26 protein-coding genes are annotated in these 26,768 nt (G+C 65.6%); 5 read left to right on the forward strand and 21 right to left on the reverse strand.

The features are described from left to right. Positions 1-71: 71 nt before the first annotated feature. The 10 genes from ABS769_RS09875 to trpB form a co-directional block, all read right to left on the reverse strand. Positions 72-500 carry a group I truncated hemoglobin gene (locus ABS769_RS09875; protein ID WP_268214709.1) on the reverse strand — a complete coding sequence of 143 codons (429 nt, stop codon included), beginning with the start codon at positions 498-500 and terminating at the stop codon, positions 72-74. After that, a complete protein-coding gene (locus ABS769_RS09880; RefSeq protein WP_317061462.1) occupies positions 500-1,375 on the reverse strand; it encodes a DUF3034 family protein in 876 nt (291 codons plus the stop codon). The genes ABS769_RS09875 and ABS769_RS09880 overlap by 1 nt, the downstream gene beginning before the upstream one ends. Then, positions 1,372-3,741: a putative bifunctional diguanylate cyclase/phosphodiesterase gene (locus ABS769_RS09885; protein ID WP_317061463.1), complete on the reverse strand. Its 2,370-nt coding sequence runs from the start codon at positions 3,739-3,741 to the stop codon at positions 1,372-1,374. Before ABS769_RS09885 ends, ABS769_RS09880 begins: the two co-directional genes overlap by 4 nt. Continuing rightward, positions 3,738-4,427, reverse strand: a complete 690-nt coding sequence (locus ABS769_RS09890; protein ID WP_317061464.1) for a methylamine utilization protein — start codon at positions 4,425-4,427, stop codon at positions 3,738-3,740. Before ABS769_RS09890 ends, ABS769_RS09885 begins: the two co-directional genes overlap by 4 nt. 206 nt (positions 4,428-4,633) lie before the next feature. Beyond that, positions 4,634-5,572, reverse strand: a complete 939-nt coding sequence (locus tag ABS769_RS09895) for an isopenicillin N synthase family dioxygenase (protein ID WP_317061465.1) — start codon at positions 5,570-5,572, stop codon at positions 4,634-4,636. Between the two features lie 124 nt (positions 5,573-5,696). Further along, positions 5,697-7,046 (reverse strand): phosphoglucosamine mutase, encoded by a 1,350-nt coding sequence (gene glmM, locus ABS769_RS09900; protein WP_317061466.1) that lies wholly within the window; start codon positions 7,044-7,046, stop codon positions 5,697-5,699. A 127-nt stretch (positions 7,047-7,173) separates the two neighbouring features. Continuing rightward, complete coding sequence (accD, locus tag ABS769_RS09905) at positions 7,174-8,058, reverse strand: acetyl-CoA carboxylase, carboxyltransferase subunit beta (RefSeq protein WP_006450578.1); 885 nt, start codon at positions 8,056-8,058, stop codon at positions 7,174-7,176. 208 nt (positions 8,059-8,266) lie between these two features. Continuing rightward, positions 8,267-9,073 carry a tryptophan synthase subunit alpha gene (gene trpA, locus ABS769_RS09910; protein ID WP_317061469.1) on the reverse strand — a complete coding sequence of 269 codons (807 nt, stop codon included), beginning with the start codon at positions 9,071-9,073 and terminating at the stop codon, positions 8,267-8,269. 39 nt (positions 9,074-9,112) lie between these two features. Beyond that, the gene (locus tag ABS769_RS09915) at positions 9,113-9,322 is read right to left on the reverse strand and encodes a hypothetical protein (RefSeq protein ID WP_317061470.1); all 210 of its coding nucleotides are present in this window, start codon (positions 9,320-9,322) and stop codon (positions 9,113-9,115) included. Then, the gene (trpB, locus tag ABS769_RS09920; RefSeq protein ID WP_317061471.1) at positions 9,322-10,539 is read right to left on the reverse strand and encodes a tryptophan synthase subunit beta; all 1,218 of its coding nucleotides are present in this window, start codon (positions 10,537-10,539) and stop codon (positions 9,322-9,324) included. Before trpB ends, ABS769_RS09915 begins: the two co-directional genes overlap by 1 nt. Before the next feature lie 108 nt (positions 10,540-10,647). On the opposite strand from trpB, the gene ABS769_RS09925 reads away from it, so the two are divergent. Continuing rightward, positions 10,648-11,622 (forward strand): LysR family transcriptional regulator, encoded by a 975-nt coding sequence (locus ABS769_RS09925; protein WP_317061472.1) that lies wholly within the window; start codon positions 10,648-10,650, stop codon positions 11,620-11,622. 120 nt (positions 11,623-11,742) lie between these two features. On the opposite strand, the gene ABS769_RS09930 is transcribed toward ABS769_RS09925, so the two are convergent. The 9 genes from ABS769_RS09930 to prmB form a co-directional block, all read right to left on the reverse strand. Then, entirely contained in the window at positions 11,743-12,411 is a 669-nt protein-coding gene (locus ABS769_RS09930) for a phosphoribosylanthranilate isomerase (RefSeq protein WP_006449444.1), read from the reverse strand. Further along, positions 12,408-13,181 (reverse strand): tRNA pseudouridine(38-40) synthase TruA, encoded by a 774-nt coding sequence (gene truA, locus ABS769_RS09935; RefSeq protein WP_317061473.1) that lies wholly within the window; start codon positions 13,179-13,181, stop codon positions 12,408-12,410. Before truA ends, ABS769_RS09930 begins: the two co-directional genes overlap by 4 nt. A 170-nt stretch (positions 13,182-13,351) precedes the next feature. Beyond that, positions 13,352-13,759, reverse strand: a complete 408-nt coding sequence (locus ABS769_RS09940; protein ID WP_317061474.1) for a VOC family protein — start codon at positions 13,757-13,759, stop codon at positions 13,352-13,354. Further along, positions 13,756-15,693 carry a FimV/HubP family polar landmark protein gene (locus ABS769_RS09945; RefSeq protein ID WP_317061475.1) on the reverse strand — a complete coding sequence of 646 codons (1,938 nt, stop codon included), beginning with the start codon at positions 15,691-15,693 and terminating at the stop codon, positions 13,756-13,758. Before ABS769_RS09945 ends, ABS769_RS09940 begins: the two co-directional genes overlap by 4 nt. A gap of 214 nt (positions 15,694-15,907) precedes the next feature. Then, on the reverse strand, positions 15,908-16,933 hold the full coding sequence (locus ABS769_RS09950; protein WP_317061476.1) for an aspartate-semialdehyde dehydrogenase: 1,026 nt from the start codon (positions 16,931-16,933) through the stop codon (positions 15,908-15,910). Between the two features lie 86 nt (positions 16,934-17,019). Beyond that, entirely contained in the window at positions 17,020-18,108 is a 1,089-nt protein-coding gene (locus ABS769_RS09955; RefSeq protein ID WP_317061477.1) for a 2-hydroxyacid dehydrogenase, read from the reverse strand. Continuing rightward, complete coding sequence (gene aroC / locus ABS769_RS09960; protein WP_255085521.1) at positions 18,101-19,204, reverse strand: chorismate synthase; 1,104 nt, start codon at positions 19,202-19,204, stop codon at positions 18,101-18,103. Before aroC ends, ABS769_RS09955 begins: the two co-directional genes overlap by 8 nt. After that, positions 19,194-19,682 (reverse strand): hypothetical protein, encoded by a 489-nt coding sequence (locus tag ABS769_RS09965; protein WP_317061478.1) that lies wholly within the window; start codon positions 19,680-19,682, stop codon positions 19,194-19,196. Before ABS769_RS09965 ends, aroC begins: the two co-directional genes overlap by 11 nt. Then, positions 19,672-20,598 (reverse strand): 50S ribosomal protein L3 N(5)-glutamine methyltransferase, encoded by a 927-nt coding sequence (prmB, locus tag ABS769_RS09970; protein WP_317061479.1) that lies wholly within the window; start codon positions 20,596-20,598, stop codon positions 19,672-19,674. The genes ABS769_RS09965 and prmB overlap by 11 nt, the downstream gene beginning before the upstream one ends. An 80-nt stretch (positions 20,599-20,678) precedes the next feature. Here prmB and ABS769_RS09975 point away from each other — a divergent pair, with 80 nt between their 5' ends. Next, positions 20,679-21,329 (forward strand): SCO family protein, encoded by a 651-nt coding sequence (locus tag ABS769_RS09975; RefSeq protein WP_317061480.1) that lies wholly within the window; start codon positions 20,679-20,681, stop codon positions 21,327-21,329. Then, the gene (gene asd, locus ABS769_RS09980) at positions 21,326-22,174 is read left to right on the forward strand and encodes an archaetidylserine decarboxylase (protein WP_317061481.1); all 849 of its coding nucleotides are present in this window, start codon (positions 21,326-21,328) and stop codon (positions 22,172-22,174) included. Before ABS769_RS09975 ends, asd begins: the two co-directional genes overlap by 4 nt. 383 nt (positions 22,175-22,557) lie before the next feature. Here asd and ABS769_RS09985 read toward each other — a convergent pair whose 3' ends face one another. Then, entirely contained in the window at positions 22,558-24,141 is a 1,584-nt protein-coding gene (locus tag ABS769_RS09985; protein ID WP_023904486.1) for a transglycosylase SLT domain-containing protein, read from the reverse strand. A gap of 293 nt (positions 24,142-24,434) precedes the next feature. Here ABS769_RS09985 and ABS769_RS09990 point away from each other — a divergent pair, with 293 nt between their 5' ends. Together ABS769_RS09990 and ABS769_RS09995 are read left to right on the forward strand one after the other, a co-directional pair. Then, complete coding sequence (locus ABS769_RS09990) at positions 24,435-25,940, forward strand: helicase HerA-like domain-containing protein (protein ID WP_317061482.1); 1,506 nt, start codon at positions 24,435-24,437, stop codon at positions 25,938-25,940. Between the two features lie 26 nt (positions 25,941-25,966). After that, complete coding sequence (locus tag ABS769_RS09995) at positions 25,967-26,485, forward strand: hypothetical protein (RefSeq protein WP_317061483.1); 519 nt, start codon at positions 25,967-25,969, stop codon at positions 26,483-26,485. On the opposite strand, the gene ABS769_RS10000 is transcribed toward ABS769_RS09995, so the two are convergent. Further along, on the reverse strand, positions 26,482-26,768 hold a 287-nt coding region (locus tag ABS769_RS10000; RefSeq protein ID WP_317061036.1), incomplete at its 5' end, for a transposase. The genes ABS769_RS09995 and ABS769_RS10000 overlap by 4 nt on opposite strands.

The raw sequence follows: 26,768 nt of genomic DNA on the forward strand, positions 1-26,768 counted from the left end.
GCGATTGGGCGGTGGATCAGCTTAGGTGCTTACGGCTCTGCACGACCGCATGACCATGTCCACACGGGATGTCAATGATTGACGATGTCGCCGTGCATTGCCGCCAGTCGTGCGAGCAAGCGATTCTGCGTGCGGCGCGGAATCTTGCGTTGATCCATCGCCCAGTTCAGATCCTCGACCAAGGCATTGAAGTCGCCTTCGCGAATGGCCAGATGCGCATGCGCCTGTTTCATCGACTTGGCGGTATCCGGGCATGGCCCATCGCTGACGTGGCAGAACTTTTGCACCAGACGCTCGTTGAGCATGACGATGTTGACGCGCGCGAATTTATCGACGATGCGTTGATCGTCGGCAATGCGAGACAGCATGGTTTCCACCAGCGCTTCGATCCCGGCTTGCCCGCCGAGTTCGTCGTAGAGCGTCTGGCGCGGTTGCGTGGTGGCGCAGGCGCTCACCAGGCCGAGCACGCAAAGCAGGCAGCAGCGCAGCCATCGGTTCATCAGAACGCCACCTGCAAGGAAAGATAGGGACCACGCTGATCGGTAAGCGTGGCGATGTCACCAAGGTCTGCCCAGGCCGCGGTGAACGACACATGCTTGCTGGGAAACCAGGCGACGAATGCGTCTGCCCAGGCCTGTTCGCGGGCGAAGCCCAGGTTATCGGGTTTGTCTCGGTATTCCACGCCCACTGCCAGGGAGGGCGACAGCATCACCGCAGCGCTGGCCTCGGCCACCAGCCGGTAGCTGTTGCGACGATCGCCGCCGAAGCCGAGCAAACCGGTCTGATTGGCGCGGGTGGCGCGCAGGGTACCGTTGAGCAACAGCTGATAACCGCCAACGCCTTGCAGAAACAGCCGGCTGGCACTGACGTACACATCGGTGCCGTGGTCGTCGCGCGCACCGATCGCCAGGGGCAGCGTGCCGTTGCGCAAACGCTTGTATTGCACGCCCAGACTGACTTGCGGCGCGCTCCCGTACACGAGGTCGCCATGCAAGCGCAGCTTTGCGCCGAACACATCCTGACCCAGCGCATTCCACGGCAAGCCCAATCGGTCCTGCAACGTGCCCAGATCCAGGCGTTGCCGCGCGAGCGATAGCTCCAGCCGATTGCCGACGGTGAGCGCGGCGCCCTGCACATCCAATCGGTAATCGCCGCTGTCCACGTGCGTGGCGAACACGACGGTGGCAAGTTCATCGCGCGTGCCGTAGCCCGACAGCGTGGCCCAAGGCACGATGCCGCCGCCGCTGCTGCCTTCGATCATCGACACACCGCCGGTGGCAAGCAGACGCCCTTCTCCAGCAATCGCCAGTGTCGGCGTGAGCGCCAAACAACCCAACACTGCAGCAGACCGCGCAGCCCGCACCCACTTGCTCATCGTTGCGCTCCTGCTTGCGCGGCCGGCACCAGATCGAGTTGACGCATGCACCAGGCCACAAACGGCACTTCTTCCAGCGGCGGCGCGTACAGATAGCCCTGCACCATGTCGCAGCCATAACTGCGCAGCAGCCCGAGCGCTGTGGCGTTTTCCACGCCTTCGGCGATCACGCTCAAGCCGAGGTTATGCCCCAGATCGATCGTGCTGCGCACGATGAATGCATCGTCGGTGCCTTCGGCCAATTGCATGACGAAACTCTTGTCGATCTTCAATTCGTTGACCGGCATGCGCTTGAGCTGCGCCAGCGAGGAATAGCCGGTGCCGAAGTCGTCGATGGACAGGCGCACGCCGACGCTGCGCAGCTGATGCAGCATGTGCAGCGCGAATTCGACATCGCGCATCAAGGCGCTTTCGGTCAATTCCAGCGTGACCCGCTCGGCCGCCACCGCGTGATGCTCCAGACGACCGCGCACATAATCCGGCAGGCCGGGGTCGGACAGATCGAGCGCAGAGAGATTGATCGCCATGCCCAGCTCCAGGCCCTGGCTGCGCCATTGCGCCTGGCACCGCAGCGCCTCGTCCAGCACATAGCGGGTCAGCGGGTGGATCACCCCGGAGTGCTCGGCGAGCGGAATGAATTCGTCCGGGCCGATCGGCCCCAGCACCGGGTGATGCCAGCGCACCAGCACCTCGACCTGTTCGACGCGATCGCTGCGCAAACAGATCTTGGGCTGGAAGCGCAAGGTCAATTCGTTGCTGGCAATCGCCTGGCGCAGATCGCCGGTCAGCCTTAGACGGCGCAGATGCTGCTCGTCCTGGCCCAGGCGATACACGCTGCTGGCGCCGATGGTGATGACATTGCCGCCCTGGCGACGCGCGATATCGGCGCGCCGCAGCAAGGTATCCGGATCGGCGCCGTGTTCGGGGATCAAGGCGATGCCGATGCTGGCTTCCAGCTGGATGCGCGCCTGCGGCAACGCCAGTGGGCGACGCAGCTGCAGCAGCAATCGCTGCGCATCCTGCTGCACGCTGGTCATATCGGCCTGCGCCACCACCACCATGAATTCGTCGCTGCCCAACCGCCCGACCACATTGGGCTCCTGCACGACCTCGGCAAGGCGGCGCCCTGCTTCGACCAGCACCTGATCGGCGAAGTCGTGCCCCAGGCTGTCGTTGAGTTCCTTGAAGCGCTCCAGATCCAGGATCAGCACGGCGGCAGTACCACCCGAGGCCACGGTCTGCTCGACCACCTGTTGCAGCCGCTCCAGCAGCCAGATGCGATTGGGCAGGCCGGTCAAGGCATCGTGGTGCGCCTGATGCAGGATGTGCTGCTCGCGGCTGGCGATCTGCTGCTGCATGCGCCCGAAGCTGTCGGCCAGCTCGGCCAGTTCACGTCCGGGCGGCACCTGCACAGCGGTGTGGTAATCGCCGCGCTGGATGCGTCGTGCTGCCTGCACCAACTGCGCGACCGGCTTGCTGACGCTGCGCGCGAGAAAAATCGCCACACCGATTGCGGCGGCCGTGGCCAGACCGGCCAACAACAGAATGCGCAGCTTGAGGATGCGATACGGTGCGACCGCACGATCCAGCGAGGCCTGCAAGGCGACCCGCACATGACTGTCGCCCTGGATCGATTGCAGTTTGACCAGGTAACGCGCGTCGGCCAGCGTCAGCGGGATCGCTTCGCCGTGCGCGCCTTCGGCGGCAGGCAGCTGCTGCGGGAACTCGGCGCGCGCGGCCGGCTCCAACGTGGAGGCCAGCACGCGCACCGGCGGGCCATCGGTGAAGAAGGTCGCATCCAACCCGGTGGTGGTACGAAAGTCCTGCGCGAGTCCGTCGCCGGACTCGTTGCCGATCGCGATCCAGCCCACCCGGCTCGGCGCCAGCACCTGCACCACCGCCAGCCGCACGATGCGTTGATCCAATGCCACCACACCGACCGCACGTCCATCGCGCTGGGCCTGTTGCAGCAGGGCCTGCACGGCGCGCAATTGCTCGGCTTGCGGCAGATCCGCCAGCCCGGTCAGGAATTCGCCATCCGGCGACAACAGCACTGCGGTCTGCGCCGACATGCGCGCGGCATGGTTACGCAATGCCGACTGCATGGTCGGCACATCGCCACTGGCCACTGCCGCACGGAAACCGAAATCGTCGGCCAGCACCGAGGCCGACTGCAGCAACTGCTCGTCGCGGCGCACGTTGATGCGTTGCCAGACGCGTTCACCGATCTGCAGTTCTTCGCCCAGTTGCGCCTTGACGCTGCGCTCGGTGGCGACCTGCACTGCGATGAAGGTCAGCACTTGCGTGGCGAGCACGACCAGGACCACCAAGGCCGCGATACGGGTATGCAGACGCATCGCCTTCATGGATGTGGCTTCTTCGGGTCGGCGCGACGGAATTTGTCCTGCAGCGCGCGCACGCGCTCATCCGGTGGTGCTGCCATCGGCGCGGCGCCGGTGGTCTGCAGGGTCACGCGGCGCTGCACTGCATCGCGCGCAAGCAGCAACGGCTCGGTAACCACGGCGCCCTTGATGCGCGGATGCCAGACCCGCAGCGTGTAGGCGCCTGCCGGTGCATCCAGTTGCACGCGGCCGTCGCTGCCGGTCTTGCCGAAATACGGCGTCTCCAGCACCACGATATAGCCAAGCATCCAGTCGTGGATATTGCAGCCAATCGTCACCAGGCCCGCCTGATCGAAGCGGATCGGCGTGGCCTTGGTACCCTGAAACAGCGGCAATTCGAAACGCTTGGCAGGCGAAAAGGAATAGACCTGATGGCGGATCTGATCGTTATTCGGAAAGCGCACCAAGGTGCCAGTGCGCACCGCCAGGACGGCGGGCACGAACTGCGAATTGACCTGATCCATTTCCGCGGTCTTGGAAACAGTGGGTGGCGCCGGACGCGCCGGCTCCAGACTGACCACCGCATCGACCAACATGCCGTTGGCATCGGCCACGGTCACGCTGACCGGCGTTGCCACTACGGCGCTTGCGGCGCAGTACGCCAGCAACACCGAAACCACACCTACCCGTTTGAACCATTGCGTCCGCATGCGCCCCCCAAACCTAGTGCAATCGGCAGCGGGCGCCAGGCGAATCCGACGTCGCGCTAGCGATCAGACTGAGTTATCGGCTGAGGTGAACGCAAGCTTTAACCAGACGCGAGCGGAATTTTTTGAACAGAACTGTGGTGTCCGTCATTACCCGTGTTGCGAGCGCGGCTATTCGCTGCGCGCGCTGATAGGGATCGCGTGCTGGATTACTTCAGCTTGATCTCGCGCAGACGCTCTTCCAGGAAGCCGTGTGCGGTGATCGGCTCGGGATAGCGACTCGGGTTTTCGGCAGTGATGCACGAAGGCAGCACGTCGATCAGGAAGTCCGGATTTGGGTGCAGGAAGAACGGCACCGAATAACGCGGCTTGCGCGCTGCTTCGCCCGGCGGATTGACCACGCGATGGATGGTGGACGGGTACACATGGTTGGTCAGGCGTTGCAGCATGTCGCCGATATTGACCACGATGGTGTCGGCATCCGCTGTGAATGGCACCCACTCGCCATCGTTGGAACGCACTTCCAGACCGGCCGCGCTGGCACCGACCAGCAAGGTGATGAAGTTGATGTCGCCATGCGCGCCAGCACGCACGTTGGGGATGTCGTCGCTGGTGATCGGCGGGTAGTGGATCGGCCGCAGGATCGAATTGCCGTTGTTGGTCTTGTCGACGAAATAGTCCTGCGGCAGGCCGATATGCAGCGCCAGCGCCGACAACACGCGCGAGCCCAGGTGATCGAGCTGCTGGTACAGGCGGTAACCGCGTTCGCGGAAACCGGGCACCTCTTCGGGCCACAGGTTCGGCGTCATTACCTCGCGATACGGCGAATCGTCCGGAATCTCGCGGCCGATATGCCAGAACTCCTTCAGATCGAAATGCTTGGAATCCTTGGCCGTTTCCACACCGAACGCGGTGTAGCCACGCGCTCCGCCACTGCCTTTGACGTGGTAGCACTGCTTGACCTCTTCCGGCAGCGCGAAGAACGCCTTGAACACCTCGTAGGCGCCATCGATATCGGCCTGCGCAATACCGTGATTGCGGATGCCGGCAAAGCCCCACTGCCGATAGGCCGCACCAAGCTCGGCGACGAAGGCGTCGCGGTCGCTGTCGAAACGGGTGATGTCCAGGGTCGGGATGCGGGCGCTCATACGGATATCTGCAGTCGAAGTCGAGGAGTCAAAAGGAAGGCCTGCTGTTCAAGACAGCAGGCGATACAACAGGTAGAACGTCGCGGCCTTGGCAAAGACCACGCACACGCCAATGATCAGCGACTCACGCCGCGTCACGCACGGCACCCGAGAGTCGGTCCAGCGTGTCCTGCATCAGGCCAGCGTCGTCGGCTTCCACCGTCACGCGCACCACCGGCTCGGTGCCGGAGGGACGCAGAAACGCGCGGCCACGCCCCTGCACGGCGGCTTGCGCCTGCTGCAGCGCCTGCTGCACGCCAGCGGCTTCCACAATCGCTTTGGCAGCGCCGCCATCCAGACGCACGTTGATTGTTTTCTGCGGCACCTTGCTCAGGCTGCTCAAGGCCTGGCGCAGGCTCTGTCCATCGCGCCCCAGGGCCTCGAGGACCTGCAGCGCGCTGACGATGCCATCGCCGGTGGTGGCGCGATCCAGGCACAGCAGATGGCCGGAGGTTTCGCCACCCAGGGTGCCGCCACCTTCCACCAACGCCTGGTGCACGTAACGGTCACCGACCTTGGCGCGCTGGAACGGGATGCTCAATCCAGCCAGCGCCTGTTCCAGGCCGTAGTTGGTCATCAGCGTGCCGACCACGGTGCCGGTGAGCCGGCCGCTGGCCTGCCACGAACGCGCCAGGATATAGAGCAGATCGTCGCCATCGACCGGGTTGCCCTGGTCGTCGGCCATCAGCACGCGATCACCGTCGCCATCGAAGGCGATGCCCAACTGCGCACCGCTCTCGCGCACCTTGGCGGCGAGGTTGTCGATATGGGTGGAGCCGACACCGGCATTGATATTGAGCCCGTCCGGTGCGGCACCGATGACGACCACGTCCGCACCCAGCTCGCGGAACAGCATCGGCGCGATGTGATAGGTCGCGCCGTGCGCGCAATCCAGCACCATCTTCAGGCCGTGCAGGGTGAACCCGCGCGCCACGCTGGCCTTGCAGAACTCGATGTAACGGCCGATCGCATCACGGGTGCGGATCGCCTTGCCCAGGCGCTCCGATTCCACGGTGTGGAACGGCTCGTCCAGCGCGGCCTCGATCGCCGCTTCAGTGGCGTCGTCGAGCTTCTCGCCTTCGGCAGAAAAGAACTTGATGCCGTTGTCGTAGTGCGGGTTGTGCGAGGCGCTGATCACCACGCCGGCGTCGGCGCGCAGGGTGTTGGTCAGGAAGGCGATGGCCGGGGTCGGCATCGGGCCGATCAGCTGCACGTCGGCGCCGGCGGCGACCAGGCCGGCTTCCAATGCGGCTTCGAACATGTAGCCGGAGATCCGGGTGTCCTTGCCGATCAGCACCAGCGGGCGCTTGCTGCGCCCGGCGGTGAGCACGCGGCCGAGCGCATTGCCCAGCCGCAGCACGAAATCGGCCGAGATCACGCCCTGCCCGACCCGACCGCGGATGCCGTCGGTGCCGAAATACTTGCGGGCGCTCATGGAGCGGGGACCGGAAGCGTCGGGACCTGCGGCCAGGGAGCAGGGGCCTGGAAGGAGCAGCCATCGACGGAAGTCCACAGGTCGCAGACCACGCTTTTCCCGGGGACCGCCAGCACGAATACCAACCTCACGCCACCGCCTCTTGCGGATGCGGCTGACGCATCATCATCGCGGTCAGATCGGCGAGGCGGTCGCGCATGTCGCGGCGGTCGCAGATCTGATCGATGGCGCCATGGTCGAGCAGGAACTCAGAGCGCTGGAAGCCCTCCGGCAAGGTCTCGCGTACGGTCTGTTCGATCACACGCGGGCCGGCGAAGCCGATCAACGCATGCGGCTCGGCGATGTTGATGTCGCCCAGCATCGCGAACGAGGCCGACACGCCACCGGTGGTGGGATGGGTCAGCACCGAGATGTACGGCAGGCCGGCTTCGCGCAGGCGGCCGAGTGCCGCGGAGGTCTTGGCCATCTGCATCAGCGAGAACAGGCCTTCCTGCATGCGTGCTCCGCCACTGGCGGAGAAGCACACGAACGGACAGCCGACTTCCAGCGCCACTTCGGCGGCACGCGCGAAGCGCTCGCCGACCACCGAGCCCATCGAGCCACCCATGAAGGCGAAATCGAATGCGGCGGCGACCAGCGGGTTGCCCTTGAGCGTGCCGCGCATGGCGATCAATGCGTCGTACTCGCCGCTAGCCTTCTGGCTGGCCTTGATACGCTCGCCGTAGCGCTTCTGGTCCTTGAACTTGAGCACGTCGACCGGGCCCAACTGGGCGGCGATTTCGGTGGTCGGGGCATCCACATCGAACAACGCGGCCAGGCGCGCGCGGGCGCGGATCGCCATGTGGTGGTCGCATTTCGGACACACCTCCAGGTTCTCCTCGAGCTCGGGGCCGTACAGCGCGCTGCCGCAATTGCTGCACTTCTCCCACAGGCCCTCGGGGACGCTGCGCTTCTTGGCCGGGGTGTTCTCGGTGCGGATGCCGGAGGGCATCAATTTGCTGAGCCAGCTCATGCGTGTATGACAATCCATGCAGGGCGGCCATGCGGGCCGCAGAGGGGCGACAGTCTAACGCGCCGGGAGAAAGCCGAGGTAGCGCTGAGGCTAAATGCAGGGCCGGCGTGGCCCGGCCTGCACCTGCCGCGCCGGCGCTTGAAGGCAGGCGCGCCAGATGGACCGCAGGCCGCGCCGTCTCCCACTGCAGGAGAACGCGGCGTTGGTTTCAGGCCTGGTCGAGCGCCTGGCGCAGTGGGGCCAGGAAGGCTTCGGCGTGTTCGCGGGCGCTGCGGACGTCGGTGGCTTCGGCCAGCGCGGCGACCAGGGCGCTGCCGACCACCACCCCTTCGGCGTCGACGGCCATCGCGGCGGCGCTGGCGGCGTCCTTGATGCCGAAGCCGGCCACCACCGGGGCGCCGGCACGCCGACGCAGCTGGCGCAGGCGGTCGCTGGCGGCATGGGTGTCGAGCAGATTCGAGGCGCCGGTGACGCCGGCGAAGCTGACGTAGTAGAGATAGCCCTGGGCGCTGCTGCACAGCATGTCCAGGCGCTGCTCGCTGGTGGTCGGCGAGGCCAGCGCGATCAGGGCCAGGCCGACCTCGGTGAAGATGGCGCGGGTCTCGGCCGCTTCTTCGGGCGGCAGATCGACCAGGAGCAGTCCATCCACACCGGCAGCGACGGCGGCTTCGGCGAAGCGCCGGGTGCCGTGGATCTCGATCGGGTTGAGGTAGCCCATCAGCACCACCGGTGTGGCGGCGTCTTCGCGGCGGAATTCGTGCACCGCCTCCAGCACGTAGGCCAGGCCGGCACCACGGCCCAGCGCGCGCTCGGAGCTGCGCTGGATGGTGGGGCCGTCGGCCATCGGGTCGGAAAACGGCACGCCGAGTTCGATGACATCGGCACCGGCACGCACCAGCGCGTGCATCACCGGGACGGTGGCTTCCAGCGAGGGATCGCCGGCGGTGATGAAGGGGATGAGCGCCTTGCGGCCGTCGGCACGCAAACGTTGGAAGGTTTCGTCGATACGACGCATTGAAAGACCTTGAAAGAAGTTAGCTGCGGTGCGACCGCATCAAAGGATGTCCTGGTACATGGCTGCGGGCAGTTCGGTCAACGCTTGCGCGTCCACCTCGACGTCGAAACTGTCCAGGCAGCAGCCGCAGCCGGTGTTTTCCGAGCACGTGCGGATCTGCGGCGCCCAGCGGTCGAGCCAGGCGAACAGCAGGTCCTGTTCGCCTGGCTGGTCGGCTAGCGCGGTCACGGTGACGCGCCGCAGCGGCATCAGACTTGCACGCCTTCGCGCGCGGCGATGGTGTGCACGTCCTTGTCGCCACGGCCGGATAGGTTGCACAGGATCATTGCGTCCTTGGGCATCTCGCGCGCAAGCTTGATCGACTGCGCCACCGCATGGCTGGACTCGAGCGCGGCCAGAATGCCCTCGGTGTGCGCCAGCAGATGGAACGCGGCCATCGCCTCGTCGTCGGTGATGCCCTGGTAGACCGCGCGACCGCTGTCGGACAGGAACGAATGCTCCGGACCGACGCCCGGGTAATCCAGGCCGGCGGAGATCGAATGGGTTTCGGTGATCTGGCCGTCGTCGTCGCAGATCACATAGGTGCGGTTGCCGTGCAGCACACCGGGGCGACCGGCTGCGATCGAGGCGGCATGGCGACCGGTGGCGATGCCGTCGCCGGCCGCTTCGGCGCCGTAGATCTTGACGCCCGGGTCGTTGAGGAAGGCATGGAACAGGCCGATCGCATTGCTGCCGCCGCCGACGCAGGCGCTAAGCGCATCCGGCAGGCGGCCGTAGTCTTCCAGCATCTGCGCGCGCGCTTCGCGGCCGACAATCGCGTTGAAGTCGCGCACCATGCGCGGATACGGATCCGGGCCGGCGACGGTGCCGATGATGTAGAAGGTGTCCTGCACATTGGTGACCCAGTCGCGCATCGCTTCGTTGAGCGCGTCCTTGAGCGTGGCCGAGCCGGAGGTCACCGGGATCACCGTGGCACCGAGCAGCTTCATGCGGTAGACGTTGATCTTCTGCCGCTCGATATCGGTGGCGCCCATGTAGACCACGCACTCCAGGCCCAGCCGCGCGGCGACCGTGGCGCTGGCCACGCCATGCTGGCCGGCGCCGGTCTCGGCGATGATGCGGGTCTTGCCCATGCGGCTGGCCAGCAGGGCCTGGCCGATGGTGTTGTTGATCTTGTGCGCGCCGGTGTGGTTGAGGTCTTCGCGCTTGAGCAGGATCTGCGCCCCGCCCACTTCGCGGCTCAGGCGCTCGGCGTGATAGATCGGGCTGGGCCGGCCGACATAATGCTTGAGATCCTTGTCGTACTCGGCGATGAAGGCCGGGTCCTGGCGCGCCTGGTCGTAGGCTGCGGACAGTTCCTGCAAGGGGCCGATCAAGGTCTCGGCGACGAACCGGCCGCCGAATTTGCCGAAGTGGCCGGCAGCGTCCGGATAGGCGTGAAAGTCACTGATGGGCTGGGCCGACATGGGAATCCTCTGCAGCAATGCGGTCATACGAGAAGCACGCACTTTAGCGCAGCCAGCCGGTGCGATAAATCGATAAGATTGCCGCAACCTGTGACCTGGACTCACACAATGAGTTACCCGCTTCCGCCGCTGGCGGCCTTGCGCGCCTTCGAATCTGCCGCGCGCCTGCAGAGCGTCAGCCGGGCTGCGCAGGAACTGCACGTCACCCATGGCGCCATCAGCCGGCATGTGCGCACCCTGGAGCAGTCACTTGGAACTGCCCTGTTCACCCGCCAGGGCCGTGGCCTTGTGTTGACGGCAGCGGGCACGCGTCTGCGCGATGCGACCGGTCAGGGCTTCGCCTTGATAGGCGAGACCTGGGCTGCGCTGTTGCGGCGCCCTGGCACCGAAACGCCACTGGTGCTGGGCTGTTCGGGCAGTCTGCTCGCGCGCTGGGTCATTCCGCACCTAAGCCGGCTGCAGCAGGACCTGCCCGATGTGCGCCTGCACCTATCGGCCAACGAACAAGCCCCCGGCCCGGATCTGGATGGCCTGGATGCGACATTGCTATTGGACACCCCGCCATGGCCTGGCGAGTGGCAGGTGCACGAGCTGGGCGTGGAATGGATCGGCCCGGTGCTGAGCCCGCAGCTTGCATCCACGACGCAGCTCGACGGAAACGACCCTGCCGCCCTGCTCGATCACGCCTTGCTGCACACGCGCTCGCGCCCGCAGGCCTGGCCGGAATGGGCGCAGGCACATGGTGTGGCACCCGAGGCGCTGCGCTTCGGGACCGAGTTCGAACACCTGGTCTATCTACTGGAAGCCGCTGCCGCCGGTCTGGGGGTCGCAATCGCACCGCAACCGTTGGTTGCAGCGGATCTGGCCGCCGGTCGCCTGCTGGCACCCTGGGGATTCACGCCCACGCGCGGGCGCTGGGTGCTGTGCGCCGCAAAACGCAATCCGGATCCGCGGATCGAGCGGCTTGCTGGTTGGCTACGCGGTGCATTGAGCGAAGATCAGGTGCGGACACCTGCAATAGATATCGCGCACGACAAAGTGCCGCCATCAAGCAACCGCGTCGTTCAAGAAGCAGGCGGCTGAGCGATGGTTAGCCGGAAAGGCGAGCGACCAAGAGCAATGTGTAGCGGCGACTAGCGCTCCAAAACAACGGCACAAGCCCCGAGCTCCGCTTGCCTAATCCCGAATCCCCAATCCCGAATCTCACGACATCTCGTGACAATCGGCCCGGCGCACTTCTTCGACGAACTTGCGCATCATGTGGCCGTCCTTGATGCCGGGCGCCAGCTCCACGCCGCTGGACACGTCCACACCCCAGGGCAGCGTCGCCACGATAGCGTCGAACACGTTGTCGGCATTGATACCGCCGGCCAGCAGGAACGGGCGATGCAGGCCGGTCGGCAACCGCGACCAGTCGAAGGTCTTGCCGGTGCCGCCACCTGCGCCGGGCGCATGGCTGTCGAACAGGAAACCGGCTGTATTGGGATAGGCCAGCTGCAAGGTGCGCGCGTTGGCGTCTTCCCCATTGACGCCGGTGCTGCCCATCGGCACGGCCTTGAGATAGGGCAGATTGAAACTACGGCAGAACGCGTCGTCTTCTTCGCCATGGAACTGCAGCAAGGTCGGGCGTACGGTACGCACCACCTCGCGCACTTCTTCCTTGGAATTGTTGCGGAACAGCGCCACCACATCGACCATCGGCGCGGTGGCCTGACGCATCGCGCGCGCCTCGGCCGGTGCCACGCGGCGCGGGCTGCCGTGCGCAAAGATGAAACCTACCGCGTCCACACCCAGCTCGCCTGCCAGTCGAATATCACCGGCGCGGGTCATGCCACAGAACTTGATACGGGTGCGGTACAGCGATCGATTCATTGGGTGACCTCAGCAGGCAGATGCCACTCTGCGGGATACAACGGCCCGACAAACACCAGGCCTTGTGGCGGCGCCGTCGGCCCGGCCACAGAGCGGTCGCGTCCGGCCAGCAACGTCGCGATCCAGTCGACCGGTTGTTCTCCGGTTCCGACCAGGATCAGCGAGCCAACAATATTCCGCACCATGTGATGAAGGAATGCATTGGCCTGGACCTGCATCTCCACCACTTCGCCAATCCGCTGCACGCTGATGGCCTGCAGGTTGCGGCGTGCATGCGGCGCCTGGCATTGCACGCTGCGAAATGCGTTGAAGTCGTTCTCACCCAACAAGGCCTGCGCCGCTGTGTGCATGGCATCTGCATCCAGCGGGCGCCGCTCCCAGCTCAAGGTCTGCCGATACAGCGCGGGGCGTATCTGCCGATTGAGCAGACGATAACGATAACGGCGGGCACGTGCGGAAAACCGCGCATGGAAGTCGGCCGCCGCCGGCACGCACCAGCGCACCGCGATTGAGGGCGGCAGCCGCGCGGTAGTACCCAACGTCCAGCTGCGCGGGTCGCGGCGTGCGTCGCTGTCGAAATGCACCACCTGGCATTCGCCGTGGACGCCGGCATCGGTACGGCCTGCGCAGACCACCTGCACCGGGGCATCGGCGACCGAGGACAGGGCCGCCTGCAACCTGGCCTGCACTGTCGGCCCGCCGTGTTCGCCCAATTGCTGCCAGCCTTGAAACTCGCTGCCGTCGTACTCCACGCCCAGCGCGTAACGCATCGGAACCTGCCTGTTGTTGAATCGATTGAGTGTGCGGACCAAGCGCGGCCGGCAAAGCGTCGCGAGCGATCGTCAGTGAGGCGCAAACCGCGCGCAAGCACCGCAGTGTGACGAGTGGCGATGCCGCACCGAGAACCAACCGCGCGCCTGACGCTGAGCGCAATGGTTTGTCAGTCGCCCTGCGCGGCGGCGCGCTCGGACCACACCGCCAGCGTCGTGCCACCGGGCTCACGGAAATGAAATCTGCTGCCACCCGGGAAGCCGAACACCGGCTTGACGATCTCGCCACCGGCAGCACGTATGCGCTCGAGCACTGGTGCCAGGTCGTCGGCATACAGCACTACCAGCGGGCCCGCTTCGGCCGCTGCCGGCGCAGTGGCACGGTAGAAACCACCGTCCAGGCGCCCGTCGTTGAAGGCCAGATAATCCGGGCCATAGGCCTGAAATTGCCAGCCGAAGACCTGTTCGAAAAACGCGCGGCTGGCGTCCGGATCGATCGAGGCGAACTCCACGTAATCGATGCGACGCTCGCGTGCGGCGCGCTTGTCTGCGGCAAGGCTGTCCATGGCCGGGCTCATGTCAGCTGCTCCAGCAATTCGGCCGCTTCGGCACGGGTGGCCTCATCGCCGGTGGCGGCGACTTCCAGCAACAGGCCGCGTGCGGTGTCCTTGTCGCCCAGATCCATATAGGCCACGGCCAGCTCCAGCCGATCGCGGCCTACGGACGTGAATTCCCTGTAGGTCTGTGCGTCAGGCGCGGCGACGGGAGCAATGGGAGCCACTGGAGATTGCGCAAAATCCAGGCTGTCCTGGGTGGCAACCGCTGCAGGCGGCGCGACTGGCGGAAGATCGCTGATTGCGTGCTCCGGCTCCGGCTCCAGTTCCGGCGCAGGCTCGACGTACTCCGGCACAGCCACCGGGGCCGGAGCCGGCGGCGTTGCACGCAACGACCGCCAATCCTCGCTGGTGACCACGACCGGCGCAGGCGCTGGCTCAGACAGCAGCGGCTCGCGGCGCAACACCTCCGACAGCGGCTGCTGCGCGTCGTAAGCGCGCTCGTCCTCGCGCAGATTGGCCTGCTCGAATTCGGTCTCATGCACCAGGTCGTATTCGCTGGGCTGCGTGGCGAGCTCGGCATCCTGCGGCTCCACCGTCTCGGCGGCAGCCTCGGCAGGCACGAAGTCGAACTGACGACGCGGCAACGGCGGCAGCGGCGAGGGTTTGCGGCGACGTGCAGCCAGCCATGCGACCACGGCCGCAACGATCAACACCAGCCCGCCGATCAACCACAGCGGGAAACCGCCACCCTGCTCCGCCGCAGCCGGCGTCTCCGACAGGCGCTTCTGCGCGGCTGCCAGATCGGTGTTCTTCATTGCGATCAAGGCTTGCTGTTGCTGCTTGAGTTTTTCCAGATCGGCCACGCGCGTGCGTAGATCCTGCAATTCGGCATCGCGGGTGGCGATGTCTTCCTTGGCCTGTTGCAACTGTTGGTTGGCCGCCATCTCGCCCTCGCCTTCGGCATTGGTGCCGGACGTGGCGCCGGCGGTGCTGGTCTGAATCGCCACTGCCGGGGCGATCTCGAGCCGCGCGCCGGCCCCCGCAGTGGTGGGCGCAGCAGGTGCTACGGATGTGGGCGGTGTCGCGGCAGCCGCGCCGGCTTCGGCCGGCTGCGGAATCGCCGAGCGCGCCTGCCGCCACTGGGCAGCCTGCTCGCGCACCATCACCGCCGCTTCGGCCGCACCGACCTGTGCCAGCGCCTCTTCCTGCGGCGTCCGCAGCACCGCGCCCTGCTTCAAGCGATTGATGTTGCCGCCGATGAAGGCATCGGGGTTGGTCCGCAACAGCGCCAGCATGGTCTGATCCAGCGAATGCCCGCTGGAGCGCGCCACGGCGGCGGCGATTTCCGACAAGGTCTGGCCGGAGCGCACCGCCGGCAACGCATCGCCGGCCTGCGCGGCAGCGGCGGTGCTTGCACTGCGGCGTGCAGTTGGAGTGGTAGCGGCAGTGTTTTGATCGGTGCCGGCGGCAGCCGGCGCCGACACCGGGGACTGACGGGGGATCGTATTGTTGGCCCCGGCGCGCGGCGCTTCGATGGACGGCCCGGCGATCGCAGCCGCGGTGTTGGGCGCATCGACCAGCGCGGAATACTCGCGCACCAGCCGACCCTGGCCCCACTCCACTTCGATCAGGAAGTTGATCGCCGGCTGGTCGACCACCTGGCTGCTGGTCACGCGAATCACCGCACGCCCGCGCGCGTCCTGCGCGAACTGGAACTGCAGGCTGCTGACCAATCCCTGCGGACGCTCCAGGCCAACCCGCGCGAAGGTGGTCGCCGATGCCAGCGCCACACGGGCGTTGTCCAGCTCGCCCGGTTCGTTGGAGATGACCGGAATCTCGGCCACCAGCGGTTGCCCAGGCTTGGACAGCACCCGGATATCGCCCAACCCCAACGCCATGGCGGCGCCACTGCAGACCATCAGCAGCAACGCACCTATCGCTTGTATCGGACGCATCGCGCCCCCGCCCCTATGTTTCATGGGCATCAATATAGCCGCTGAATGAGCGAAAAAGTCGGCCAGCTCGCGCGGAGTGCACAGGCCGTCGCGATGCGGCATCCATGCAGCAGGCCATCGGCAGTGCATCTGGTAGGAGCGCACTGGTGCGCGATGAGGCTTCACTGGGAAAGCTTCATCGCGCGCCAGCGCGCTCCTACCGAACGACCGTGCTTTAGCCTTCCTGTGCGACCAGCTCGGCCAGCTGCACGGCGTTGAGCGCGGCGCCCTTGCGGATGTTGTCCGAGACGATCCACAGATTCAGACCGCGCGGATGCGACAGGTCCTCACGGATACGGCCGACGAATACCGCGTCCTTGCCGGAGGCGTGCGTGACCGGGGTCGGGTAGCCACCGGGCTTGTGCTCGTCCACCACTTCGATGCCGGGCGATGCTTCCAGCAGCGCGCGTGCTTGCTCGACAGTGATCTTGTCGCGGGTTTCGATCGCCACCGCTTCGGAGTGACCGTAGAACACCGGTACACGCACCGCAGTGGGATTCACCATGATCGTCTCGTCGCCCAGGATCTTGCGGGTCTCCCAGACCAGCTTCATCTCTTCCTTGGTGTAGCCGTTGTCCTGGAAGTCGTCGATGTGCGGGATCAGATTGAAGGCGATCTGCACCGGGAAACGCTGCGGTTCGATCTGCTGGAAGCCCAGCAGTTCGCTGGTCTGCTTGCCCAGTTCTTCCATCGCCGAACGCCCGCCACCGGACACCGACTGATAGGTCGCCACATTGATGCGCTCGATGCCGTACTTGCGGTGGATCGGGCCCAGCGCGACCAGCATCTGCATGGTCGAGCAATTGGGGTTGGCGATGATGCCGCGCGGGCGCTGCTTGAGCGCTTCGGGATTGACCTCCGACACCACCAGCGGCACATCGTCGTCGTAACGGAACGCGGAGGAATTATCGATCACCACCGCGCCGGCAGCGGCGAACTTGGGGCCGTATTCCTTGGACACGCTGCCGCCTGCGGAGAACAGCGCGATGTCCACGCCGGTGGGATCGAAGTCGGCCAGATCCAGCACATCGACCTTGCCGCCGTTGAACTCCACCTGCCCGCCGGCCGAGCGCGACGAAGCCAGCGCGTACAGGGTGGCGACCGGGAAATTGCGCTCGGCCAGGATGCTCAGCATGGTCTCGCCGACAGCGCCGGTGGCGCCCACGACCGCGACGTTGAAACGACGGTTTTCGTTGCTCATGAGATTGTCTTTATCGAAAGAGGAAAGAGGGGAACGCGCTTGCGCAGTGGGTTCGGGGAACCTCCAAAGCTGGCCGCGGAGGTTCCCTATCGTTTGGTCGTGGTGGTTTTGGTGGCGCCGGTTTTGATCGCGTCGCCATCGCTCGCGCTCACGCGCGCGCCGCCCTGTTTGGCAGCGGCCACCGCGTCGGCATTGAGTGCGCTGGGCGGATGCCCGGCATTGGGGCCTTGGCCCAGCGCGGCGATCAGGTTGTCCACCGCCAGCTGCACCATGGCGCGGCGCGTGGCCAGGCTGGCACTGCCGATATGCGGGGTGAGCACGACGTTGCGCAAGGCCAGCAACTCGGGACGTACTGCAGGCTCGCCTTCGTAGACATCCAGGCCGGCACCGGCCAGCCGCCCGTTGGCGAGCGCATCGGCCAGCGCGATTTCATCGACCAGGCCGCCGCGCGCGATGTTCACCAGCGTGGCGGTGGAGCGCATCTTGCCTAGCGCTGCGGCATCGATGATGTGGTGCGAGGCCTTGGTGTACGGCAGCACCAGGACCAGGTGATCGGACTGCGCCAGCAAGGTGTCGAAATCCACGTAACGCGCACCCACCGCCTGTTCGGTCTCGGCCGGCAACTGGCTACGGTTGTGATACAGCACGCGCATGCCGAAACCGTGCGCGCCGCGGCGGGCGATGCCCTGCCCGATCCGGCCCATGCCCAGAATACCGAGCGTGCTGCCGTGGATATCGGCGCCGAGCATGGTCTTGAACGACCACTGCCCCCACTGCCCGTCGCGTAGCCAGCGCTCGGCTTCGGTGATGCGACGCGCGGTGGCCATCAGCAAGGCAAAGCCGAGATCGGCCGTGGTCTCGGTCAGTACATCCGGGGTGTTGCTGGCCAGGATGCCGGCTGCGCTGAGCGCGTCCAGATCCAGGTTGTTGTAGCCCACGCCGACATTGGCGATCGCGCGTAGTTGCGGCGCAGAGGCAATTTCCACCGCGCCGATACGCTCGTTGAGGGTGATCAACGCACCATCCAGCGATGCCAGCTGCGCAGCCAGATCGGCCGGCGAATAGGCAGTGACGCGCTCGGTGGTGGTCAGCTCGAAATGCTCGCCCAACTGCGCGACGACATCGTCGAACAGGGGCTGGCTGACCCACACCTTGGCGCGCCGCGACTCAGACATCGAGTTGACCGGGAATCCGCGGCGACACTTCGCCGACATCGCCGCACTGGGCGCGATGACGCAAGGCCTGATCCATCAACACCAACGCCATCATCGCCTCGGCGATCGGGGTGGCGCGAATGCCCACACAGGGGTCATGGCGACCGGTGGTGATCACATCTACCACGGCGCCCTCGGCATCCACGGTCGCGCCAGGCAGGCGCAGGCTCGAGGTCGGCTTGAGCACCATCGAGGCGGTGATCGCCTGGCCGGTGGAAATGCCGCCCAGGATGCCGCCGGCATGATTGCTGAGAAAGCCTTCCGGGGTGATCAGGTCGCGGTGTTCGGTGCCCTTCTGCGCGGCGCTGGCGAAACCGTCACCGATCTCCACGCCCTTGACCGCATTGATGCTCATCAGCGCGGCAGCCAGTTCGGCATCGAGCTTGCCGTAGATCGGCTCACCCCAACCCGGCGGCACGCCGCCGGCCACTACGTCCACGCGCGCGCCGACCGAATCGCCGGATTTGCGCAGCGCATCCATATAGGTTTCCAGCTCCGGCACCTGCTCGGCATGCGGCCAGAAGAACGGATTGTCTTCGACCGCATTCCAGTCGAAACCGGTCGGACGGATCTCGCCCAACTGCGATAAAAAGCCGCGCACCAGCACGCCATAGCGCTGCTTGAGCCACTTCTTGGCAATCACGCCGGCAGCCACACGCATGGTGGTCTCGCGCGCGGACGAACGCCCGCCGCCACGCGGGTCACGGATGCCGTACTTCTGCCAATAGGTGTAGTCCGCATGCCCGGGGCGGAACTGCTGGGCGATGTTGCTGTAGTCCTTGCTGCGCTGATCGGTGTTGCGGATCAGCAGGCCGATCGGCGTGCCGGTGGTGCGGCCTTCGTAAACGCCGGACAGGATCTCGATGGCGTCGGCCTCGCGGCGGGCCGAGGTGTGCCGGCTCTTGCCGCTGGCACGGCGCTGCAGATCGTGGGTGAATTCTTCCGGCGCGATCTCCAGGCCCGGAGGGCAGCCGTCGATGACGCAGCCGATCGCCGGACCATGCGATTCACCGAAGGTACTGACCGTCAACAAGCGACCAAAACTGTTACTGCCCATGACGGCATCCTCTCAACATTGCAGCAGGTGGCGTGGCGCGCAGGATGCGCGGCAGATGACGTGCCGCCACCAGCATCGGCGCCACTGCCAACAAGCCGCTGAACACCAGCACAAACACATCCAGCTCGTCACGCCCGCTAAGCAGCCAATCGGCAAGCAGGTACAGCGCAACGCCGATTCCGACCAGCAGGCCAAGTGCCACGATCAGCGTGCGGCGCCGATGCGCGCGCAAGGCCGCATCCGAACTGACCACCACGATCCATGCCGACACCAGGCCGAAAAACGCCATCAGGCCAAAACCGATCTCCGCCGCCGCGCTCAACCAGCGCTGTGGCGAGGGGCCGCCGTACATCGGGTCGAACAAGCGATACACCACGTCGAGCAAGCCGAGCGGAATGCCCACACCGAAGATGGACACCGGCACCAGCAACAGGAGATCGCTCAGCTGCGGCCGCGGTGTGGACGACTCAGCGTGCACTGGCCAACTCGGCGATGCGGGCGCCGTGCGCGATCAGCTCGCGGCATTCGACCGCGAAGATGCCCATCTGCCCCACCTTGAACTCGACCCAGGCCAGATCCACTTCCGGCAACAGCTTGATCAGGTGCTGCTCGGACTCGCCCACTTCGCAGATCAGCAGGCCATCTTCGCTGAGATGCTGCGGCGCATCGCGCAGGATCTTCAGCACCAGGTCCAGGCCATCGTCGCCGGCACGCAAGCCCAGCTCAGGCTCGTAGGAATACTCCTGCGGCAGCGCGTCGGTTTCGTCGTTGGTGACGTACGGCGGATTGGTGACGATCAGGTCGTACTGGCGCCCGCCCAGCCCAGTGAACAGGTCCGACTTGAGCAAAGTGACGTTGTCGGCGTGCAGGCGCGCCTTGTTTTCGGTCGCCAGTGCCAGCGCGTCGTCGCTGATGTCCACGCCGTCCACGTCCCACTGCGGGTTGTAGTGGCCCATGGCGATCGCGATGCAGCCCGAGCCGGTGCACAGGTCCAGCGCACGGGTGACTTCGCGGCCGCCCAGCCAGGGCTCGAAGCCGGCTTCGATCAGCTCGGCAATCGGCGAACGCGGCACCAATGCGCGCGCATCGCTCTTGAAACTCAGGCCGGCAAACCAGGCCTCGCCGGTCAGATACGCTGCCGGCACGCGCTCGCTGATGCGGCGTTCGAACAAGCCCAGTACCTGCTCTTTTTCCGAGCGCAGCAGACGCGCCTGGCCATAGGCCGGACCCAGATCGTGCGGCAGGTGCAGGCTGTGCAGCACCAGTTGGGTGGCTTCGTCCAGCGCATTGTCGTAGCTGTGGCCGAAGGTCAGACCGGCTGCATTGAAACGGCTGGTGCCATAGCGGATCAGGTCGATGATGGTGTGCAGTTCGTCGGCCGCGGCGGCAGTCATGGCAACAACTAAAGAGGAATCGGCCCACGATTATAGAGGTCGGATCGGTATCATGAGCGTCCGTTGCAGTGGAAACCGCCATGTTCAATCGCAATACCGGCATCGTGCTGCTGGTGGCGCTGGCCGCCGGCCTGGGGCTGTTGCTGGGCCAGAAGTTCCTCGGCGGCGCGCCCAGCTCGCCGTGGCCGCCCACCAAGACCATCACCTTCTATCCGCAGCCGCGCACCCTGCCGCAGTTCAGCCTGCGCCAGTCCGATGGTACCCAGCTGGTGCCCGGTGAGCTGAAAGGGCATTGGACGCTGGTGTTCCTCGGCTTTACCTTTTGCCCGGACGTCTGCCCCACCACCTTGACCGATCTGGCGGTGGCACAGCAGCAGTGGGCAAGCATTCCCGATGGCTTGCGCCCGCGCGTGCTGTTCGTCTCGGTGGACCCGCAGCGCGACCCGCCTGGGCGCCTTGGCGAATACGCACACGCTTTCCATAAGGACACGCTGGCCGCCACCGCCGATGTACCGGCGCTGGAGCGCTTCGCCACCGCGTTGGGCTTCGTGTTCCAGAAGGTGCCGGGCAAGGGCTTTGCGGACAATCCCAACGACTACAGCATGGATCACTCGGCCGGCATCGCCGTGCTCGACCCGCAAGGCCGCCTGGCCGGCTTGATCCGCCCCCCGCTCGACCCGAAGGCGATTGCCGCCGACCTCCAACAGCTGACCAAGGTAACCGCTCCGTGAGTCTAGTCACTTCCCTGACCTACGTGCTGCCGCACCGGCTGTTGTCCTCGATGGCGCGCGCACTGGCCTATTCCGATACGCCGTCCACCAAGCAATGGTTGATCGACACGGTGACGCGCAAGTTCGGCGTGGATCTGAGCGAGGCATTGGAGCCGGATCCGCGCGCGTACCCCACCTTCAATGCGTTCTTCACCCGTGCCTTGAAGCCGGGCGCCCGCGTGCCCGATGCCGATCCTGCAACGTTGTTAATGCCTGCCGACGGCCGCATCAGCCAGCTCGGCCCGATCGAGAACGGCCGCATTTTCCAGGCCAAGGGGCAGTCGTTTACCGCTGCCGAACTGCTCGGCGATGCCGAGGCAGCGCTGCCGTTCAACGACGGGCTGTTCGCCACGGTGTATTTGTCGCCGAAGGACTACCACCGCGTGCATATGCCGTGGACCGGCACCCTGCGCGAGACCGTGCACGTGCCTGGCCGCTTGTTCAGCGTGGGACCGGATGCGGTGCGCAACGTGCCGCGGCTGTTCGCGCGCAACGAGCGCCTGGTCTGCCACTTCGACACCGACTTCGGCCCGATGGCCTCGGTGATGGTGGGCGCGCTATTGGTGTCCGGCGTGGAGACGGTGTGGAGCGGCGTGGAGATCCCGCGCTATGGCGATCGCATTACGCGTAAGGATTATCGCGGCAAGGGCATCGTGCTGGAGCGGTTTGCGGAAATGGCGCGCTTCAACTACGGGTCTACCGTGATCGTGTTGCTGCCGCCGGGTGTCGCGAAGCTCGAAGCTGGACTTGCTGCGGAGACATCGGTTCGCTTGGGACAATCGCTCGCACGTCGCCAGGCAAGCTGATTACGCGGCGGGTTGACGCCTCCGGCTTCACACCCAACGCGGCAAAACGCGGCAATCGGCGAATGCGGCGAGCGACTCCGCCGCTGTAGGAGCGGGCCTGACCGCGACGGGCATTCTCGATGACGTTCGTGCACCAGCGCGATTCACTCCGAATGCGGCGATCGGCAAATGTGGCTAGCGATGCCGTTGTAGGAGCGGGCCTGGCCGCGATGAGGCCTTCTCGATGACGTTTCGTGCGCAGGCGCGTTTCGCACTCCCAGCCTCCAATTTAGAACGCGCCCACCCACCCTAGAGCTACCGGGACGGCTTCATCGCGGGCAGGCCCGCTCCTACAGGAGCTGGGTCCAGCCCGCAGCTCGCCGACGCCATATCGCCCGCGCTGGTCAGCGATCGCAGCCCGCCAGCTTGATGCTCTGCCCCGGCTTGAGTGCATAGCCCGGCGCCTTCAGGCGATTGGCCTTGGCCAGCTCCTTGATCTCGCACTGGTACTTCTGCGCCACGCGGCCGAGCGTGTCGCCCTTGGCGACGGTGTAGCTGCGCGCCTGCTTGGCCTTGGGCTTGGCGACGACCGGCTGGCCGGTGGCCACGGTGGTCGGCACGCCGGCCATCGGACTGACGTCGCCTACTGCCACGCTGGGCACGTACTCGGGGGCGCTGCTGCTGCGCACGATCGCACTGTTGAGGTCGGCGGTGATCAGCGTGCGCGCCAGGTCCGCACGCGGGCCGTTGACGCAGTAGCGCGTGTACAGGCTGGCGATGCGGTTGGTGGCATTGATGACGGTGCCGGCCGGAATCCAGCCATCGGATTCGTAGCGCGGATTGAGGTTGCGCAGCGCGCGCATGTAGCCGTCGCGCGTGCCCATGCTGCCCAGGCAAATGGTGAGCTCGTAGATGGTCGTCGACTTGGCGAGCTTGAGCGTGGCCGGCTGCGCATCGAGCTTGGCGAAGTCCACGCCATACTGGCGCGGGTGCAGGAAGATCCAAGCTGCGGCGATCACCATCGGCACGTAGTCCTTGGTTTCGGCCGGGAACTGGTTGTACACGTCCTGTTCCCAGAACCCGCGCCCGCCGCTCTGCGAGAACACGCGCGCCGCGCGGCCTTCGCCACCGTTGTAGGCGGCCAGCGCCAATTCGATGTTGCGGTTGAGCCCGGCCATGCGCTCGTTGAGATACGCGGCACTGGCTTCGGCGGCGCTGCGTGCATCGAAACGCGTATCGAACCCGGTGCCGTCTGGGCCCAGGCCGAAACGACGCCCGGTGGCTGGCATGAACTGCATCAGCCCGGCAGCGCCGGCACGCGAACTGGCGTGCACCTTGCCATTGGATTCCTTGGCCATGATGCCGAACAGCAGCGCCTCGGGCAGGCCGCGCTTCTGCCATTCCGGCCACATCACCCCGCGCAGGTTGCTGTAGTTCTCGTAGCTGGTCAGCAGCGCCGGGCGCATGTCGGTCAGCCAGCGGCGGATACCGGCCTGCACCGCCGGGTTGTACTGCACCATCTTGTCGAAATCGTGGCGCTGGTCGTTGAGCAGCGTGGCCGCGCGTGCGGCTTCTGGCACGCCGTTGTTCGCCGGGCCGAGATGATCCGGGTCGGCCTGCAGCAAGCTGTCGTCGTCTTCCGGGTCTTCGGCGGCCGGGGCCTCGGCGTCGGCGCGTGCCTTCAGCAGGCGCTTGTAGGTGGCCAGCTGATTGGCGACCAGGCAGCCGCGCTGCTTGATGCAGGCGTCGATGACGTCTTCCATGTCCTCCAGCGCGGCATCGCCTTCGGCAGTGCCCTTGGGGTCGGAGTTGTTCACCAGCACCAGCGCGTCGCGGTAGCGCTTTTCGGCGGCGGCCATGCGGGTATCGAGCACGGCGGCTTTCTCCGTGTCGCGTTTGGAGATGGCATGGGCAGCGGGGACGACAGACATCAGCGCCACCAGTGCCAGAACCGGCCATGGGCGCAAAGCAAAATGAGCGAGCGGCATCGTAGGCAGTACAGCGGAAAGGCAGGCAGGGTAGCCGCCGGGGCGACACCGGGGCAAGGCGGCACCGCCGGCAGGGTCAGTGGGCCGTTAGATTGATCGATGGATTAGATGGTTGGAATGGCTGCTGGCTGGTTCCCGTGATTCGCGCCCGTTGCTCCTGCGAGTTGCCCGGCGGCATGGCTCTTTGACGTCTCGCGCCAGCATGTGGACTCGCTGTGCCACCACGATGCCCCACCGGGATTGCCAGCGAGCATTGCCAGATAGAATCGCGTTTTCCCCACCGGATCTGCGCAATGGCCTCGTTCCTGCTCGGCAAAGGCGTCACCGACGACATCGCGGTGATGCTGGAAGGACGCTTCGGCAACCGCCACGGCCTGGTCGCCGGCGCCACCGGTACCGGCAAGACCGTCACCTTGATGACCCTGGCCGAAAGCTTCTCGCGGCTGGGCGTGCCGGTGTTCCTGGCCGACGTGAAAGGCGACGTGGCCGGTCTGGCGGTTGTCGGCGACGGCGCAGCCGGCGTGTTGCAGCGCGCCACGGAAGTGGGCATCACCGATTACGCGCCGTCCGCCAACCCGGTGGTGTTCTGGGATCTGTACGGCAAGCTCGGCCACCCGGTGCGCACCACCGTCAGCGAGATGGGCCCCACCCTGCTCGCGCGCATTCTGGAACTCAACGACACCCAGTCCGGCGTGCTGGATATCGTGTTCAAGCTGGCCGACGACCGTGGACTGCTGTTGCTGGATCTGGACGACCTACGCGCGCTGCTGGCGTTGGTGGTGGAAGAACGCAAGGAGCTGTCCACCAGTTACGGGCTGGTCTCCAGCCAATCGGTGGCCGCGATCCAGCGCTCCTTGCTGCGTCTGGCGCAGGACGGCGGCGAGCAGTTCTTTGGCGAACCCGCACTCGAATTGGCCGAACTGATGCGCGTGGCACCGGACGGCCGCGGCGTGATCGGCATCCTGGCGGCCAACCAACTGGTGCTCAAGCCGAAGCTGTATTCCACCTTTTTGCTGTGGCTGTTGTCGGAACTGTTCGAGCGTTTGCCCGAGGTGGGCGACCTGGAACAACCCAAGCTGGTGTTCGTCTTCGACGAAGCGCATCTGCTGTTCGACGACGCGCCCGCCGCGCTGGTGCAGCGTATCGAACAGGTGGTGCGGCTGATCCGTTCCAAGGGCGTGGGCGTGTACTTTTGCTCGCAGTTTCCCGACGATATTCCGGACAACATCCTCGGCCAGCTCGGCAATCGCGTGCAGCACGCGCTGCGCGCCTACACCCCGCGCGACCAGAAGGCGGTCAAGACGGCCGCGCAGACCTTTGTGGCCAATCCCAAACTCCCTGTCGTCACCGCGATCTCCAGCCTGGGCACCGGCGAGGCGCTGGTGTCGCCGCTGCAAGGCAAGGGCGTGCCCGCGCCGGTGCAGCAGACCCTGATTGCCCCACCGCGCTGCCGCATGGGCGCCATCAGCGAGACCGAACGCGCGCAGGTGCGTGCCGCCAGCCCGGTCGGCACCCGCTACGACACCGCAATCAACCGCGAATCCGCCGCCGAATTGCTCGCGCGCCGCGTCGAACAAGTGGCCGAGCACAACGCCGCACCACCGGCGCGCACCCGCGAAGACGACGACGCCCAGGACAGCGGCTTCGGCAAGGCGGTCAAGGATGCCGTCTTCGGCACCAGCCGCCGCCAGGGCATGCTCGAAGCGATGGCCAAGCAGACCTCGCGCACGGTGGGCAACAAGATCGGCCAGCAGATCGTGCGCGGCCTGTTCGGTAGTATTTTTGGTGGGAAGCGTTGAACCCAGACATTAAATGAGGAAGCACCATGAGCAAGGATGCCAAAAAGACTCTGCTGGCCTGCACGATCGCCGTCGTGCTTGTCGTCGTCAGCACGGCCTCAGCTGAACAGAAAGATCGGAGTGATCTTTGGCCTCTAAAGCGGCAGCAGGTACTGACTGGCACCTACACAGGGCAACTCACCTCCTACACGCAAGACTGCCAGACTGTCCGCGCAGAGCTTTTTCTTTCGATGCCGACTCCCAGCAGAAACATGCAGCGTTACACGTTAAAAACCACCTGCATCGCTGGCAACCAACTGAACGGCCCACCCCGGACGATTACCGGTGCCTGGGACCTAGACGAGGCGAGCGGTAGCTGTCTGGTGCTCAACTTCATAGACGTCGACGATACGATGGTCGGACCGAACATCTACGGGTTTGCCGTCGAAGAGGATCCTCTCCCCTCGGACAACAAGCATCCGATTTACGTTCTCGCTCAAGACGGCCATAACTGCCACAGCGGCAGATCACCGGAATACGACGACAAGGTACTTAGGGCCTGTTAACACATCCGAAGCCCATCAACGACTAGGACGAAGCTGAGGAATCCAAGGAACATGACATCCAGCTTCTCGAAGCGCGAGAAAATCCGGCGGTAGCCTTTCAAGCGACGGAACAGTCTCTCCACTTCGTTGCGCCGCTTGTACATCTCCCGGTTGTACTCCCAAGGCTCGACCCGATTGGATTTCGGCGGGACCACCGGCACGAAGCCAAGATCGAGCGCTAACTGGCGGGTTTCGTTGCCTTCGTAAGCACGGTCCATCAACAAATGAATCGGCCGCTCCACTG

It is taken from the genome of Xanthomonas hortorum (assembly GCF_040279205.1).
Lineage (GTDB): Bacteria > Pseudomonadota > Gammaproteobacteria > Xanthomonadales > Xanthomonadaceae > Xanthomonas > Xanthomonas hortorum_F.

What these genes read in the sequence shown, in the direction of transcription:
- ABS769_RS09890 (WP_317061464.1), bottom strand. Translation starts at nt 4,427, where the DNA reads ATGCGGACGCAATGGTTCAAACGGGTAGGTGTGGTTTCGGTGTTGCTG.
- ABS769_RS09985 (WP_023904486.1), bottom strand. Translation starts at nt 24,141, where the DNA reads ATGCCGCTCGCTCATTTTGCTTTGCGCCCATGGCCGGTTCTGGCACTG.
- ABS769_RS09880 (WP_317061462.1), bottom strand. Translation starts at nt 1,375, where the DNA reads ATGAGCAAGTGGGTGCGGGCTGCGCGGTCTGCTGCAGTGTTGGGTTGT.
- ABS769_RS09945 (WP_317061475.1), bottom strand. Translation starts at nt 15,693, where the DNA reads ATGCGTCCGATACAAGCGATAGGTGCGTTGCTGCTGATGGTCTGCAGT.
- ABS769_RS09990 (WP_317061482.1), top strand. Translation starts at nt 24,435, where the DNA reads ATGGCCTCGTTCCTGCTCGGCAAAGGCGTCACCGACGACATCGCGGTG.
- trpB (WP_317061471.1), bottom strand. Translation starts at nt 10,539, where the DNA reads ATGTCGGCCCAGCCCATCAGTGACTTTCACGCCTATCCGGACGCTGCC.
- ABS769_RS09875 (WP_268214709.1), bottom strand. Translation starts at nt 500, where the DNA reads ATGAACCGATGGCTGCGCTGCTGCCTGCTTTGCGTGCTCGGCCTGGTG.
- ABS769_RS09955 (WP_317061477.1), bottom strand. Translation starts at nt 18,108, where the DNA reads ATGTCTGAGTCGCGGCGCGCCAAGGTGTGGGTCAGCCAGCCCCTGTTC.
- ABS769_RS09895 (WP_317061465.1), bottom strand. Translation starts at nt 5,572, where the DNA reads ATGAGCGCCCGCATCCCGACCCTGGACATCACCCGTTTCGACAGCGAC.
- ABS769_RS09925 (WP_317061472.1), top strand. Translation starts at nt 10,648, where the DNA reads ATGAGTTACCCGCTTCCGCCGCTGGCGGCCTTGCGCGCCTTCGAATCT.
- prmB (WP_317061479.1), bottom strand. Translation starts at nt 20,598, where the DNA reads ATGACTGCCGCCGCGGCCGACGAACTGCACACCATCATCGACCTGATC.
- trpA (WP_317061469.1), bottom strand. Translation starts at nt 9,073, where the DNA reads ATGCGTCGTATCGACGAAACCTTCCAACGTTTGCGTGCCGACGGCCGC.
- ABS769_RS09915 (WP_317061470.1), bottom strand. Translation starts at nt 9,322, where the DNA reads ATGCCGCTGCGGCGCGTCACCGTGACCGCGCTAGCCGACCAGCCAGGC.
- glmM (WP_317061466.1), bottom strand. Translation starts at nt 7,046, where the DNA reads ATGAGCGCCCGCAAGTATTTCGGCACCGACGGCATCCGCGGTCGGGTC.
- ABS769_RS09930 (WP_006449444.1), bottom strand. Translation starts at nt 12,411, where the DNA reads ATGAATCGATCGCTGTACCGCACCCGTATCAAGTTCTGTGGCATGACC.
- ABS769_RS09885 (WP_317061463.1), bottom strand. Translation starts at nt 3,741, where the DNA reads ATGAAGGCGATGCGTCTGCATACCCGTATCGCGGCCTTGGTGGTCCTG.
- aroC (WP_255085521.1), bottom strand. Translation starts at nt 19,204, where the DNA reads ATGGGCAGTAACAGTTTTGGTCGCTTGTTGACGGTCAGTACCTTCGGT.
- truA (WP_317061473.1), bottom strand. Translation starts at nt 13,181, where the DNA reads ATGCGTTACGCGCTGGGCGTGGAGTACGACGGCAGCGAGTTTCAAGGC.
- ABS769_RS09995 (WP_317061483.1), top strand. Translation starts at nt 25,967, where the DNA reads ATGAGCAAGGATGCCAAAAAGACTCTGCTGGCCTGCACGATCGCCGTC.
- ABS769_RS09940 (WP_317061474.1), bottom strand. Translation starts at nt 13,759, where the DNA reads ATGAGCCCGGCCATGGACAGCCTTGCCGCAGACAAGCGCGCCGCACGC.
- ABS769_RS09975 (WP_317061480.1), top strand. Translation starts at nt 20,679, where the DNA reads ATGTTCAATCGCAATACCGGCATCGTGCTGCTGGTGGCGCTGGCCGCC.
- accD (WP_006450578.1), bottom strand. Translation starts at nt 8,058, where the DNA reads ATGAGCTGGCTCAGCAAATTGATGCCCTCCGGCATCCGCACCGAGAAC.
- ABS769_RS09950 (WP_317061476.1), bottom strand. Translation starts at nt 16,933, where the DNA reads ATGAGCAACGAAAACCGTCGTTTCAACGTCGCGGTCGTGGGCGCCACC.